General features: G+C 29.8%; 10 protein-coding genes. All 10 read left to right on the top strand.

The genetic code is table 11. From position 1 onward, the window contains the following. Positions 1-95: 95 nt before the first annotated feature. The 10 genes from porK to HUE53_RS04450 all read left to right on the top strand — a co-directional run bounded on the left by porK (position 96) and on the right by HUE53_RS04450 (position 15,816). Positions 96-1,481 (top strand): T9SS ring complex lipoprotein PorK/GldK, encoded by a 1,386-nt coding sequence (gene porK / locus HUE53_RS04495; RefSeq protein ID WP_041253274.1) that lies wholly within the window; start codon positions 96-98, stop codon positions 1,479-1,481. Positions 1,482-1,543: 62 nt separating this feature from the next. Continuing rightward, a complete protein-coding gene (gene porL, locus HUE53_RS04490; RefSeq protein WP_014166391.1) occupies positions 1,544-2,179 on the top strand; it encodes a type IX secretion system motor protein PorL/GldL in 636 nt (211 codons plus the stop codon). Positions 2,180-2,230: 51 nt separating this feature from the next. Continuing rightward, the gene (porM, locus tag HUE53_RS04485) at positions 2,231-3,760 is read left to right on the top strand and encodes a type IX secretion system motor protein PorM/GldM (protein WP_014166390.1); all 1,530 of its coding nucleotides are present in this window, start codon (positions 2,231-2,233) and stop codon (positions 3,758-3,760) included. 48 nt (positions 3,761-3,808) lie between these two features. After that, complete coding sequence (gene porN, locus HUE53_RS04480; RefSeq protein WP_014166389.1) at positions 3,809-4,804, top strand: type IX secretion system ring subunit PorN/GldN; 996 nt, start codon at positions 3,809-3,811, stop codon at positions 4,802-4,804. Between the two features lie 381 nt (positions 4,805-5,185). Beyond that, positions 5,186-6,241, top strand: coding sequence for an NAD(P)/FAD-dependent oxidoreductase (locus tag HUE53_RS04475; protein WP_097609345.1), 1,056 nt, complete (start codon positions 5,186-5,188; stop codon positions 6,239-6,241). 24 nt (positions 6,242-6,265) lie between these two features. Continuing rightward, on the top strand, positions 6,266-7,750 hold the full coding sequence (pelF, locus tag HUE53_RS04470; RefSeq protein WP_225556178.1) for a GT4 family glycosyltransferase PelF: 1,485 nt from the start codon (positions 6,266-6,268) through the stop codon (positions 7,748-7,750). Continuing rightward, the gene (locus HUE53_RS04465) at positions 7,750-9,339 is read left to right on the top strand and encodes a hypothetical protein (protein ID WP_065213040.1); all 1,590 of its coding nucleotides are present in this window, start codon (positions 7,750-7,752) and stop codon (positions 9,337-9,339) included. Before pelF ends, HUE53_RS04465 begins: the two co-directional genes overlap by 1 nt. A gap of 7 nt (positions 9,340-9,346) precedes the next feature. Then, positions 9,347-10,108 (top strand): endo alpha-1,4 polygalactosaminidase, encoded by a 762-nt coding sequence (locus HUE53_RS04460; RefSeq protein ID WP_158649138.1) that lies wholly within the window; start codon positions 9,347-9,349, stop codon positions 10,106-10,108. Position 10,109: 1 nt separating this feature from the next. After that, the gene (locus HUE53_RS04455) at positions 10,110-12,053 is read left to right on the top strand and encodes a hypothetical protein (RefSeq protein ID WP_065213041.1); all 1,944 of its coding nucleotides are present in this window, start codon (positions 10,110-10,112) and stop codon (positions 12,051-12,053) included. After that, positions 12,001-15,816, top strand: a complete 3,816-nt coding sequence (locus tag HUE53_RS04450) for a DUF2194 domain-containing protein (protein WP_192188748.1) — start codon at positions 12,001-12,003, stop codon at positions 15,814-15,816. The genes HUE53_RS04455 and HUE53_RS04450 overlap by 53 nt, the downstream gene beginning before the upstream one ends. Positions 15,817-15,839 lie beyond the last annotated feature (23 nt).

Raw genomic sequence — 15,839 nt, 5'->3', positions numbered from 1 at the left:
AAGTTTTTTTAACGTTTTTTTTTGGTAATTAGGAAATAAATAAATAGGTTTACAATCTTAAAGTAAAGGTGAATACATACATAACCCAAATTTATATGAAGAAGTTCATTTTATCAGCAGTACTTGTTATGTTTTTATACAGCTGCGGTTCAAAAGACAATGGCCAGCTTGTTGGTGTTAAGGGAAAAGCTTGGCATCCTGAAAAACCTTATGGGATGACATTGGTTCCAGGTGGTTCTTTTATTATGGGTAAATCAGATGACGATTTAGCTAATGTTCAAGATGCTCCAACAAAAACAGTGACTGTACGTTCATTTTATATGGATGAGACTGAAATATCAAACAGTGAGTATCGTCAGTTCGTACATTGGGTGAGAGATTCTATTGTTAGAACTAAATTGGCAATAGCAGCTGATGAGTTAGGTCAAAAAAATGATGGAAAAAAATCCTCAAAAGGAGGTAGCATTGCAGATTATGCTTTTTTAGATGCCGATACAACTAAAATGTCAGTTTATGACAAGTATATGTATGACAACTATTATAGTATTGGAACAGGAGATGATCCTTATTCAGGAAGAAAATTGAATAAAAAAATCCCAATTAAATGGAAAACAAGTGAGTATCCAGATTCGTATTACACAGAAGTTATGGATTCTATGTACATTCCTGCAGCAGAAGCTTATAACGGGTTAAGAACTTTACGCTCTGAAAATTTAAAATTTAAGTATACTTGGATGGATATCCAAGCGGCAGCTAAAGCGAAAGTAGGTAAACGTAAGGAGTTCATTAAGCAAGAAGAAGTAACTATTTATCCAGATACAACGGTATGGATTAAAGACTTTTCTTATTCTTATAATGAGCCAATGCACAATGACTATTTTTGGCATCAAGCCTATGGCGATTATCCTGTAGTAGGGGTTTCTTGGAAACAAGCAAAAGCTTTTTGTGCTTGGAGAACTTTATACCATAATGGCGCAAGAAAAAGATCTCATAAAGATAATGTAAATGCTTATCGTTTGCCAACAGAAGCCGAATGGGAATATGCTGCGCGTGGCGGGTTAGAATCAGGGACTTACCCTTGGGGAGGACCTTATGCAAAAAATGATAGAGGGTGCTATTTGGCTAACTTTAAACCTTCTCGCGGAGATTATGCAGCGGATCAAGCTTTGTATACCGTAGAAGTAGATGCGTATGAACCAAATGATTACGGTTTGTATAATATGGCAGGTAATGTAGCGGAATGGACGGATTCTTCTTATGATCCAACAGCTTACGAGTTCTTATCTACGATGAATCCAAATGTTTCAGATCAAAAAAATATGCGTAAAGTAACGCGTGGTGGTTCTTGGAAAGATGTAGCTTACTTCCTACAAGTTAGTACACGTGATTTTGAATACGCAGATTCAGCTAGAAGTTATATCGGGTTCCGTACTATTCAAGATTATATGGGAACAGAAGCAACAGGCAACTCATCAAAATAGGATTTTTTTAAATATTTTTTAAATCTATCATAATTATATTAACTTAACTAAAATTTATTATTATGGCAATTTTATCACCTAGAGTAATGAACTTCGCATACGGGTTTGGTGCGGCAGTAGTAATCGTTGGAGCTTTATTTAAATTAATGCACTGGCCAGGAGCAAGCGCTATGCTTATTGCTGGTTTAGGTACAGAAGCTTTAATATTCGGTTTGTCTGCATTTGAAACTCCAGCACAAGAGTTAGATTGGACTTTGGTTTATCCTGAATTAGCAGGGGGACAACCAACTGCTAAAAAGGCTAAAAAAGAGGAACCAGTTGAAACACAAGGATTATTATCTCAAAAATTGGATGCTATGCTAAAAGAAGCAAAAATTGATGGTGAATTAATGGCTAGTTTAGGAAACAGTATCAAAAATTTCGAAGGAGCAGCTAAGAATATGGCACCTACTGTAGATGCTATTGCTGGACAAAAGAAATATGCAGACGAAATGTTAGCAGCTGCTAATAATATGGCATCTTTAAATAATTTATACAAGTCTCAATTAGAAAGTGCTTCACGTAATGCTGAAGCAAATCAAGAAATTGCAGAAAATGCAGCTAAATTAAAAGAACAAATGCAATCTATGACAACAAATATTGCTACATTAAATAGCGTGTATGGAGGTATGTTGTCAGCTATGAGTAATAGAGGATAATCTTCTTGTCTTTTCTAAATAATTATTTAATAACTAAAAAATTCTAAAAGAATGGCAGGAGGTAATTTAAGTCCTAGACAGAAGATGGTGAACCTTATGTATTTGGTTTTCGTCGCTATGTTGGCAATGAATATGTCAAAAGAGGTCCTTTCAGCATTTGGTTTAATGAATGAACGATTTGAAGGGTCTAATCAGTCAGCAAAATCTACAAATCAGCAAATGTTAGCTTCTCTTGATCAGAAAGCAGCTGAAGCTAAAGGAGAATTTGCAATGGCAGCAGTAACCGCACATAAGGTAGAAGCTGCTTCAAATAAATTTTATTCGTTTATAGATGGTATAAAGGCAGATATTACAAAAGATATCACTTTAGAAAAAGGAAAATTGCCTTATGAATCTATGGATAAAGGTGATAAATTAGATGAAACATGGTTTCAAGGAGAAAACTATACTGCAAAAGGAAAAGCAGTTGTTGATGCTATTGAAACATATAAATTGGATTTAAAAAGCGCATTAGGATCTGAGAAAAAATATGCTCATATTTTAAATGAAGTTCTAAATAAATTTGATACTAAAGATGTAATGAAAACAGATGGTTCAAAAGATAAGTTTTTGAATTATCATTTCAAGGGATTCCCTTCGATTGCTTCTTTAGCTAAGTTGTCAGCTTGGCAAAATGACGCTAAAAAAGCGGAATCAGATGTAATTAGTGCTGCTTTAGGAAAAGCCGCAGTACAAGCTGCTTCTTATAGTAATTATCAGGCAATCGTAGTGTTGGAAAAAAACGCATACTTCCAAGGGGAACAAGTAAAAGGTAAAGTTGTTTTAGGTCGTTATGACGAAAATACAAAACCAACATCTTTTCAAGGACCTGGACGTTTAGAAAATGGTCAAGCAGTTATTTCAACCACAGCAGGTGGAGTAGGTGAACAAAATATTAATGGTCAATTTACATTCTTAGAGGATGGTAAAACAATTCCATTGAAATTTGCTGGTACATACGTGGTTGTTCCGCGTCCAAACTCGGCTACAATTTCAGCAGATAAAATGAATGTAGTGTACCGTGGTGTACCAAACCCAATTTCAATATCTTTTGCTGGTGTGGCAGATAATAATGTGAATGCTTCAGCTCCAGGTATGACTAAAACAGGAAATGGTAAATACATATTAAAGCCAGGACCAGGAACGTCATTAATGATTAATGTAAGCGCTAAGTTACCTGATGGAAAGGTTGTTTCTGATAAAAAAGAATTCCGTATCAAAGGGTTGCCAGCTCCTACAGGTAAAGTTCGTGGAGAAGTTTCTGCAAAAGGATCTAAATCTAATTTAGAAGTATGTACCGTAACTGCAGAAATGGAAGATTTTGATTTTCCAGTAGATGTACGTGTTACACAGTTCAATGTAAAAGTTCCAGGGCAACCAACAATAGTAGTTACTGGTAACAAGATGGATGCTAGAGCAAAAGGTGCTATTCAAAAAGCACAAAGAGGTGATGTGGTAGTAATTTCTGAGATTAAAGCATCTTTCTCAGGTATTGATCAAGTTGCTAAACGTGTGTCATCTTGTACTTATGAAGTACAATAATAATTGCATAAATTTCGTTTAATTTTTAAACGCCTCAAATAGAAAATTATGAATTGGAGAAATTTAGTATTAGCATTTTTTGTTAGTGGAAGTATGTCAACTTTCGCTCAGTCAAATTTGTTGAATGCAAAAAAACCGCAAGAAATAGGTTTAAAATCTGCAGCTCAACAAACTAAGGACAATGATAAACCTTTAGATTATGGTTATGTAGATGATAGAGATATCTTGATGTCTAAGAAAGTATGGGAAATAATCGACTTGGATGAGCGTATTAACTTTTCTTTGTATTATCCAATTGATACAATTAGTATAGGTTCTGATCGTAGATCACTTTATGATGTATTAGTAAAGGGAATAAAATCAGGCAAGATTACTCAAGTATATGGTGATAGCTATTTTAGAGAAAAGAAAACGTTAAAAGATATTAATGCTTCGCTCACTAAGATTGATACCACTGATGCAGGTCGTGAAGAGATGAATTCAGATATCAATGCTTATAAAAGTAGAACTGTAGAGGTTCCTGTATATGAAGGTACTGGAAAAAAACGTAAAAAAGTAGGTGTTGAAACAAAAGTAATTCCCGCTTCAAAGTTTATTTCTTCCGAATATATAAATAAAACCGATTTAGCTTCTATTGATGTTTCTGATTATAAAATAGTTGGATTATGGTATTTCGATAAGAGACAATCTGATTTACGCTATCGTATTTTAGGAATTTGTCCAGTAATACCAGATGTTTATACTATGGGTAAATCAGAAGAAGAAAAAGATTATATTGATTTATTTTGGATATTTTATCCAGATGCAAGAGGAGTGTTACACGAAGCGAAAGCTTTTAACGAAAAAAATTCTTCTATGCCTATATCTTTTGATCATTTGTTGAATTCGAGAAGATTTAATTCGGTTATTTATAAAGAAGAAAATATTTATAACGATCGAGATATATCTAAGTACATGAAGGATAACTCTTTAATGCAATTAATAGAAGCACAAAGAGTAAGAGATAAAATCCGTGACTTTGAACAAGATATGTGGACTTATTAATGATAAATTTCTCCAATTACATAAAAAAACTCCTACCCGTTAAGGTAGGAGTTTTTTTATGTATTATAGAATCTATGATGTGTTTTAAATCCAGATTACAGAGTAGAAATTTATTATAGATAAAAATGATTTTAGATTTATAAAACTAGATTTGCGGTAAAAAATTTCTAGGTATTTTATATTCTTTGTTTTTTTATTTTCATCACAAAGGTTAATGCGTAATCTGGGTTTTAAAAAAGCTTATTTTTAAATTAATTAATAAATTAGCATTAACTTTGTAATAGTAGTAAGTAATAGTTGTATTAAATAAATAGAACTTATTATTTAAATATATAAATGCGAAAGACGTATTTTTGAAATAAGAGTTTTTATCTTTGTACTATGATCGATTATTTAATTGTTGGTTCAGGTATAGCAGGTATTAGTTTTGCTGAAATAGCAAAAAACAATGGAAAGTCAGTACGAGTTTTAGATGATTTTTCTACCAATTCTTCTAGGATTGCAGGGGGGCTTTATAATCCTGTTATACTAAAAAGATTTAGCGAAGTTTGGAAAGCAAAGGAACAAATTCATTTTAGTTTGCCCTTTTTAGAGACTCTTCAAGCTAAATTAAAAACAAATTTTGTATTTCCCATACCTGTTTTTAGAAAATTTGCTTCTATTGAAGAGCAGAACAACTGGTTTCAAGCGTGTGATAAAACGAATTTATCTCCTTTCCTTTCTCCAAAAATTATTCATAAAAAATATGAATCAATTGCTTCTGATTATGGTTTTGGAGAGGTTTTGTATACAGGCTATGTTGAAATTGCTCTCTTAATAGATGCGTATATTAATCGCTTAAAAGAGGAAAATAGTTTTATAAACGAACGATTTGAATATAATTCTATTGAATTTTTAGACGAATCTATACTTTATAAAGGCGATTTTTATAAAAATATAATTTTTGCAGAAGGGTATGGATTGGTAAATAATCCTTTTTTTAATGATCTTCCTTTAGATGGAACAAAAGGAGAATTATTAATAATTAAAGCCCCCAATCTAAAATTAGATGTGGTTTTAAAATCTAGCATTTTTATCTTGCCAATAGGGAACTCCTTGTTTAAGATAGGAGCTACTTATAATTGGAAGGATAAGACAGATATTCCTACTGAAGAAGGAAAAATGGAATTGATCAATGACTTAAGAGAATTAATTGATTGTGATTTTGAAGTTGTTGAGCATTTTGCGGGGGTCAGACCGACCGTAAAAGACAGAAGACCTTTGTTGGGAACTCATTCCGTTTATAAAAGATTGCATATCTTAAACGGATTAGGGACTAGAGGAGTTATGTTAGGCCCTTGGTTAGCGTATAATTTATTTAATTTTCTTGAAAATGGTATAGAATTAGATAGAAATATTTCTACAGAAAGATTTCATAAAAAAAAATTACTTTCATAGTCTGAAAAACAAACTAAACTTTTTATGTCCAAATCAAGTATCCTTATGGCTTTGGAGGGGACTTATCCTTTTCATGGAGGAGGTGTGTCAACTTGGGCGCATATACTGTGTAATAAAATCAATAAATTTAATTTTAAGATTTATTCTGTAAATGCATTCTACGAAACTAAGCCTAAATATTCATTAAATGACTCAATTTTAGATGTTGTTCAGGTACCTATTTGGTATGCTTTAGAACCTAAAGAAGTTATTCGATTTGATGATACATATTATGACTTTATTTTAAAAAAAGAAACTCTTTTTTTAGAAGATCTTGAGACAAAATTTATGCCTCTCTTTAAAAGACTGTTGGGCTGTATTTACTCAGAACACATTGATGCAGATGAGTTGATAGATGTTTTTATTGGAATGTGGTATTTTTTTCAGGAGAATGATTATAAACTTGTTTTTAAAAATGAAAAAATATGGGACATTTTTAAAGAAGAAATCCTTTTTTATACGGAACATTATGGGATAAAAGAAATTTCTCTTTTGGATTTGACCTATGCAATGCGTTGGATTTATCATTTTTTATTACCTATTTCTATTGATTTTCCAAAAACAGATATTATTCATTTAACTATTTCTAGTTTTATAGTTTTACCTGCCATAATACAAAAAAATCTTTATGGAACCCCTATTTTATTAACAGAGCATGGTGTTTATATACGGGAAAGAATTTTAGCTATTAGCCAATCGGAGAGTTCATACTTCTTAAAAGATTTTTTAATTCGTTTGTCAGAATGTTCAGCAAGAGCTTCTTATCACCAATCAGATATTATCATGTCTGTTAATAAGTTTAATTTTAAATGGGAATTGATGTATGGTGCTGAACAAAGCAAATTAAGAGTGGTTTATAATGGAATTGATCATTTGCGTTTTAAACCTCTTGAAAAACCAACTGAATTTAAAGGGATTCCAACAGTAGTGGCTATGGCCCGTATTTTTGAGCTAAAGGATATTTTAACTATGATAAAATCTTGTAGAGTCGTAGCTAATGTGTTGCCAAACGTGCAATATAGAGTACATGGTGAAAATGACGCAGTTCCAGAATATACTTCAAAATGTTTAAAGTTAATAGAAGAATTAGGACTTCAACAAAATTTTTTCTTTTTAGGGCCTAACCCCAGACCTGAAGTGGTATTTTGTGAAGGAGATATTTCTATTTTAACTTCTATTTCAGAAGGATTTCCCTATACAATTATAGAATCTATGAGTTGTGGTATACCTGTTGTCTCTACGGATGTAGGGGGGGTAGCAGAGGCCTTAAACGAAGAATGTGGAATATTATGTAAGCCTAAAGATCCAGATGATATTGGACGAGCTGTTCTAAAATTATTGCAAGATCATACTTTAAGAGAAAGTATGAAGATAGCTTGTAGAAAAAGAGTAGAGGAATTCTTTACTATAGATAAGTTTATCAATCAGTATGAAGAAATATACGAAGAATTATTAGAAATGAGAAAATGATGAATGAGGAATTAGAAAATGATAAAGTAGAACAACTCGTTTTTTTAGTTCAAAAACGAGTAGGAAAACCTATGAGTGTTAATGTAACACAAGCAATAATTGAATCCTTCGGGATTCGAGAGATAGACGTTCAGAATGATTATGGTTTTTCAACAATAGCGAACCTTTCACAAGTAGTATATGGGAAAATATTAGAAAGATATAAGGATAAGATTGTAGTTGAAAAAAAGGATCGTGTATCAATAAATCTAACAAAGGAAGATCTTAAATATTTTTTCAAAGATTATTTGGTAGGTATATTTTATGTTTTACCTATTTTCTTTCAAGTATTTTGTGTTGTTTTTTTTGGCTATTCCTTATGGGTATATTCAGATTTTAATATTTTACAATCTACTTCTGTGGTAATAGGGGTTATAACCAGTTTAGTTCTTACAGGAGGTGTTGTAACTGTTATTAGTAAGCAAATATCTTTTTATTGGAATCATAAAAACAATAAAATGGTTTTTCAAACCACTGTATATCTCATGAAAACGGGATTTAAACTCTTGTTTTTTGTAAATGCTATATTTGTTTTATTGTCTTTTTTATTAGAATTTTTTGCATTTCAAATGGCAATTTTAAGTGGGATATACTCTATTTTTATAGGTTCTATGTTATTGATGATAGCTCCTTTATATGTTTTTAAAGAACGAATCATAATTCCTGTTGTTATTATACTAGGTTCTGCTTTTTCTTTGGCACTAAAAGTTTTTACTCCTTTGTATATTTATTTTACTCATTGGATAGGTTTAGGTTTTGTAGTTCTAATTTTATGGGTATATTTAATTCGATTTTTTAAAAAAAATAACGCTTTTGACCCCAGTTATACAACAAAAGATGTAAAAAACGAGTTTATTATCTATAATAATTATATGTATTTTTTTTATGGAATGCTATTTTTTTTATATGTTTTTTTAGATCGAATCATTGCTTGGTCGGTACATGAAAAGGAACGTTTTTTGTATTTTATTTTCTTTGAAAAAGATTATGAAATAGGAATGGATATAGCATTGCTTATGTATCTTTTGGTTGCTGGTGTTTTTGAATTCGGAATAGTTAGGTTTGCAAAATTACTAGATAGATTGCAATCAGAGGTAACTCTTGACAGTATACAAAATTATGGAAAAGGGTTTGTAGAGAGTTATTTAGGGAATTTTTTATTATTGCTACTTACAAGTTGTTTTGCTTTTATAATAGAATTATTTATATTATATTCACCGTATGGATATGATGCCTGTTTTGAAATTAAATTAAATAGTATTAATAGACAGGTTTGTATAATAGGTTCCTTGGGATATTTTTTCTTTTCATGTTCGGTTTTAAATGTTTTACATTTTTTTACCTTAGGACAACCACAAATCCCTCTTAAGAGTATTTTGTATTCTTTTGTGATTAATTTAGTCTTTGGATTATTTTTTAGTAGATTTTTCTCTTACGACCTTAGTGTTGTAGGTTTTTTAGTAGGGAATTTGTTCTTTATGTTATTTACATCATATCACTTGTATAAATTTTTTAAAAAAATGGATTATTATTATTATGCGTCATTTTAAACTTATAATGTTATTTCTTTGTTTTTCTTTTAATTCTCATTCAAAAACTAAATTTTTAGTTTGTTATGGGAAATTTGATATAACAAAAGTTTCCGGTTATGATCTATTAATTGTAGAGTCAGCCCATTTTACATACAATGAAGTTTCGTATTTAAGAAGGAATAATAAAAAGGTAATAGCTTATATAAGCCTTGGAGAAATTAATGAAGGAGCTAAGGATTATAAATTACTTAAAAGCGCTGTTAGTGAAAAAAATACAGATTGGAATAGTTATTATCTAGATATTGGTTCATCAAAAATTCAAAAGGTTTTAAAAAGCCGTATACAAAATATTTTTTATATGGGCTACGATGGTCTTTTTTTAGACAATATAGATAACTATACGGAACATGGCGTACAGTACAATTTACAGAATAATTTAGTAGCATTTATAGGAGATATTAGAAGAGAATATCCTAATAAAGTTTTAGTTCAAAATGCAGGACTAGATTTGGTAAAAGTATTACATAATCAAATTGATTATGTTTTAGTAGAATCGGTATACACCGATTATGATTTTCAAGAAAAACGATATTTAATAAGAAATAGTGAAAGTTTTTCAGAACGTTTAGGGAACTTAAAAAAAGCAATAAACAAATACAAAATTAAACCACTACTGCTGGAATATGCCGTTGATGAAAGTCAAATCAAAAAAATCAGAAAAAGAATTAAATCAGAAAATATAACTTACAGTATATCAGAAATATCTTTGCAAAAAATAAAGGATTAGTATGAATGTTTACACAGCTATAGGGGTAGGAATACTAAAAATTTTAGTTATTGTTTTAATCATTTTGTTTACAACTCGTAAATACGTGTTGTTGCGTCGTGATTTTAATTTTTTATTAGACTGCATTATTCGAAAATATTTTGAGTATTTAAGTTTACTCATTGTTATTTTATTTATAACCATTAATTTAGAAATATATGATGGTTTAGTTGTTACAGGCTTACTTGTAGTCGTTGGATTATGTGATTATTTAAGGATCGTAAATCCTATAAAATTGCCAAGTATTATTGTTAGTAAGTTTAAAAAACGTCTCCTTTTGGTATTAAAAAAAGTAGAGAATAAAGAATTTAATTGGAAAGTTATTTTTTCAAATGCCCACTTAAAGATAGAAAGAAAAAATGTGTATATTATTTCTTCTCTACTATTTCTATTATTTTCTATTTGTGTTATTTCCTTTTATTTTATAAAGTTTGACCATTATCTTTTTTCAAGTAATTGGTTTGATACACTTGAAAGAATAAAAGCAAAAGACAACAATAGATGGTTTACAGAAGAAGTTAACCCAGAAGCGGTTTATGCTTTTGTGAGCTTTCTTTCTCATATAACAAACTCTTCCTTAGAAATAAGTATTTATGTATACTCTATTTTTCAATTATTATCAATGACAATCGTTGTTTTTTGGTTTATTCAAAAAATAACTAAATCAATGATTATTATACCAATATTTGTAACCGTATATTATATTTTAGGATTTACATTCCTTCCATCGGATATTACAAATTTTTATCAAAGTTGTTCTCTTTTGCTGGCATTTACATTGATTCTACCATTAGTAATCTATATGACCAAACTAAGGATGTTGCCTTATACAAGGAAAGAACAATATTTCAAGTTTTTACTAGCCTTTATAGCAATAGGATTATTAGACTTATATGCATTTCTTTTCCTATTGCCCTTTTTGGTGATCTTTCTAGTAATCGTGTATTTTAAAAAAAACAAATCATCGGTAGTGTTCCAAATGTATGTTCTTTCCTTGATTATCGTTGTATCCGTTTATTCCTCTTTCTTGCTTATTCACCAAGAAAGTTTTAATGATATTCTGAGAAGAACCTTAATTGATGTACAATTGTCCTTTTCAAACCCTTTTATAAGAATTGAAATAGATAGGTTAATGTTTTATTATCAGATTATATTTATAATAGGATTTATACTTAACTTATTATCAGCTATTTTTTTAAAAAGAGGATGGCGGAAAAAAGTTTTGGTTTTTCTATTTGTAACAGCTGTTTATTTGTTGACTCAAGTAGATAACGAATGGATAGATAAAGACGTATTATTTAAAGTTTTATCTGTTTTTATACCCATATTGATGGGGATAAATATAGCAATTGTGTCAGATTTTCTTAAAATGTTTTCAAAGAAAAGATACCCTATATACAAAGGAGGTTTTGTTGTACTTTTTTCTATCTCTATTTTTGTTTACTTAGAAAAGAATGTTTTGTTTTTACCCATGAATGAGACGGAAAAGTTACATCAAAATATTCTAGCAGTAAACGAAATGATTTTGAGAGGTTATTTAGATAGAACCTATGCGGTAGTAAATAAAGATGAATACTTTAATCTAAGTAGTGGAAGACGTTATTTTATACCTTATAAAGATTTTCTTGCCCCCCATTACCTTAAAGTAGATTCTATTTATGCTAAGAATATAAAAAGAAATAAATTTTTAATTAAGCATCCAGAATTTATTTTACCCTCAAGTATTTTCGTTTTTAAATACACTACTTCTGAATATGAAGAATTAAATGCTGAATTATTAGATAGGTTTAAACGTTTAAAAAAGAGGAACAGAAATATTAAAAAAATATTTGATAGTAATCAATTAGAGGTATATGAAATTATTAATAAACCGTTTTCAAGTAAAATTTCCAATATGGTCTTTTAAAATTTTGGTGTATTGTTTATTTTCTTTAACATTGTTTAACTGTAATAGTATAGATTCTCTTTATAGATTAAAAAATGATTACTTAAGAAATAAGCAACAACAAGATTTCTTATCACCGTATGAATCTTCAAGTCTGAGTAAAAGACCCGTTGTAGAATATATACTAGATTCTAAGGACGATTTGTCTATGTCTTATTACGAACATTTTCGAAAGTTATGTGATTATACAAAAATTCCTTTTAACTTTAAAATAATAGATAGATTTAACGAACAGTTAAAAATCGAAAGTTCGGCTAGAATATTAGTTATTAATGATACAAAAAGGCTGAATAATCAAACCATACCTGTTTTGTTGAAATTTGTTAGTAAAGGAGGAACTCTAATTTTTCCCAATATAGGAGAAGATCAACGCTTTATCTTTTTTTGGGGAATGCGTTATGATTCGGATTTGAGTTATGATATTACCTCTAAGGGAATGTGCCTAAATACGATTCCTTTATCAGGTAAAAGAGAAATTAATTTGTATAGCGATACCAAACATTTTGCCTTTGCTAAATCTAATTTCAAAAAAGATCTAAGGATCAATATTTGGTCAGATAATCAAATGACTATGCCTTTATTATTAGAAAATAATATAGGATTTGGGAAAGTAATTTGTTGTAACTCGTCTAAAATATTTGAAAAAAGAGATAGAGGACTACTTTTTACGTTTCTATTAAGAGGGTTGTCTGGAATACCCTATCCATTGGCTAATACAAGTACAATCTTTTTAGATGATTTCCCTTCGCCGTTATATGATGTGAAATTAGAGCCTATTAAGACCGAGTACAATTTAACAATGAATGAGTTTGTGTATAAAAAATGGTGGCCTGATATGAAAAAAATAGCTCAAAAGTATAATATTAAATATACTGCATTACTTGCTTTTGATTATGATGATATCAGAAGGGCTCCCTTTTCTTTTAAACAATGGGATTTTGCAAAAATGCAAGGAACAGGGAAAACCCAAAAGGGAACCTCTAACTTTTTAACCCATGATTTACTTAAAGACAATCATGAGTTAGGATTTCATGGTTATAATCACGTTTCGTTATTAAAAGAAGAATGGGAAAATCCAGAAGAAATATTTTTTTCCTTGAAGGCAACTAAGAAAAAATGGTTAGTTAATAATTTTGGAGATTTTCCAGTGAGCTATGTACCCCCTTCTAATTATATAGATCCTTATGGGATAGTTCAGTTAAAAAAAGGAATGCCTTCTTTAAAATATTTTGCAAGTTTGTATTTAGGTGATAAAAAAGAAGGAGGAGACAGAGAATTTGATTTTGAACCCTTTCACAAAGATTTATTTGATTATCCAAGGATATCGAGTGGTTTTTATTTTAATGATGAAAAGTATTATAATATTTTTTCTACCTATTTGTACACTGGTGTCTGGACTCATTTCGTCCATCCAGACGACGTTTTTCAGATTGGGAATGCTAAAGAAAAGAAAAAGAAAAAATATCATTATGAATTAAGAAACGATTTAGGATTAAATTGGAAAAAAGGAAAAAAAACATTATACAGCACTTTTGATGATTTTTTGACAGAGTTTAAAGAAATTTATCCGCAAAGTGAGTTTTATACAGTAAAAAATGCAGCCCCCATAGTAATGAAATGGAGAGGGGCTAATTATAAACATATAGCTAAAGAAGAAAGTTATACAGTTCAAGAAGAAACAAATTTATTTACAGAAGAAGGGAATACTTGGGGGGTTTATTTTGATGAATTAACACAGAAGAATAAAGAAGAATTAGCTCGCCAATCCAAAAAATATAGTATAACAGATTTTATGGGAGGTAAATTAGTTTCTCTCAAATCTAGTAATAGATTGTCGTTTACGCTTGAGAAAAAAACAATAGATGAGGATCTTATTTATGATAAAGTATGGGAAGAATATAAACTGTTTGAAAAAAACAGAGGCCTTTTTCTTTCAGGTAAATTAGGCGTAGAAGATTATTATAAAAAACTAGAAGAAGAAAAAAGACATTTGTTGGCCTTAATGATGAGTCAACCTAAAATTAATTATGCTATCTGGAATAAATATGCTACCTATATGTCTTGGGAGGGTAAAGGTGACGAAGTTTGGGGGCTATTAGAAAAACATTGTGATAAGTACCCCTCTAAACACAATATTAATTATTCTTTTGAATTGTCAAATATACTAGGGTATTCGTCTGAAGAATTACATACAAAATGGATATGCAATCAGTATCAATGGAATAACGAAAAATTATCTGTATTGAAAGAATATTTATCTATTATTTCTGCATCAGAGGATTATGATGAAATTAAAAAAGTATTATTTAAAATATTTCAGTTAGAACCTAATTGCGAAAACCAAGAAGCGTATGTTTATCATGCTCTTGTATACGCAAAAGAAGAAGCTTTTAAATATTTGAATACACTAGATCCAGCTACTACTCATTTTAATGAAAATTTAGTCTCAGATATTAGCTGGAGTTACGTTAATGAAAATGAAGATTACCAAAATGCTATTAATTGGTCAGAGTTTACATCCTTAATAAGTCCAGATACTCGTTTGTCATGGATGTTTGAACTAAGGCAGTATGTAGAACTTGAACAGTATTATCGTAAATATATAAGCCAAAATCCAAATGATGAAGCTATGAAACAAAGAATGTTTCAGATATATGAAGTACTAGGGAAGTATGATGAAGCATGTGGTGTATTATTACAAATAAAAGATCAAAAAATATTTGAAGAAATAAAAGAACACCTAAATCAACAAATTCTTTATTTTGATATAGAAACACAGGAAGAATTGATTCGTAAATACCCCACTATTTTTACAGCCATCAACAAAGAAAAAATTCAAATAAAATTAAAAGATTTGTATGGAGATTATCTAGATGCAAACTCTACTTTGAGCTATTTTGTAAATAAAAAGACCAATTTTCAAAACTATATAAAATACGGTCATTTTGATAAGCAAAAAAATTCACATGATTTTTTTGTTAAACATAAAGAGTTGTATAGTGGTACAGATCAAACAACTAATAATTTAGCTACCATATTAGAATTTGCCTACGAGTTTAAAAGAAAACAGTCTGACCAGATCAATAAGTTTTTTTATACCTACGGATTAGGTTTAGAAAAAGATTGGAGTGGTAAGTTGTATTACAATGCAAAAGGAGGAATTAATATAATAACCAAGAAGTACAATTTAAGTACAAATTTAGACTATGCCCCTGCTAATTTTTGGGAGGCTTACCGCGAAAATATATATCAATTACAATGGAATGCAGCCTATAACAGATATTTTGAATTTTTAGAGCTAGATACCTACTTCGTAACAGATTATTATCCTAGTCCTTCAAATCTTAATTTTACCTTAAGCTCTAGAATAAAAACAGCTTCAAATAAAGAAAAAAAATGGAAAGTAGTTCCGTACTTAGAAGGGTTATGTCAGTTTGCAAATATTGATGAAAGAGTAAGAGTAGCTCCTGTTTACCTAATTAGGAATAGATACTTTGGAGGGGCAGGTATAGAAACTAATTTTGGAGATGATTATTCTAAATTTAAATTATATACTTCAGGAGCGTATTATTTTGATTCCTTTGAAGATAATTTTATGAATTTTAGAGTAAATACTCATTATAAGGTAATGAAAAACAGTTACTTAAAAGTTTCGGCTGATATTAATTTTCAGTCTAAATACAATTTTAATACCTTTGGATTGGGATATAAGTATATATTTTAAGAAAAGGAGCTGTCCGAAAAGGA

Source organism: Flavobacterium columnare, assembly GCF_014844295.1.
Taxonomy (GTDB): Bacteria; Bacteroidota; Bacteroidia; order Flavobacteriales; family Flavobacteriaceae; genus Flavobacterium; species Flavobacterium columnare.
The sequence above is the reverse complement of the archived record's forward strand: the minus strand, read 5'-3'. Positions and strand labels throughout refer to the sequence as shown.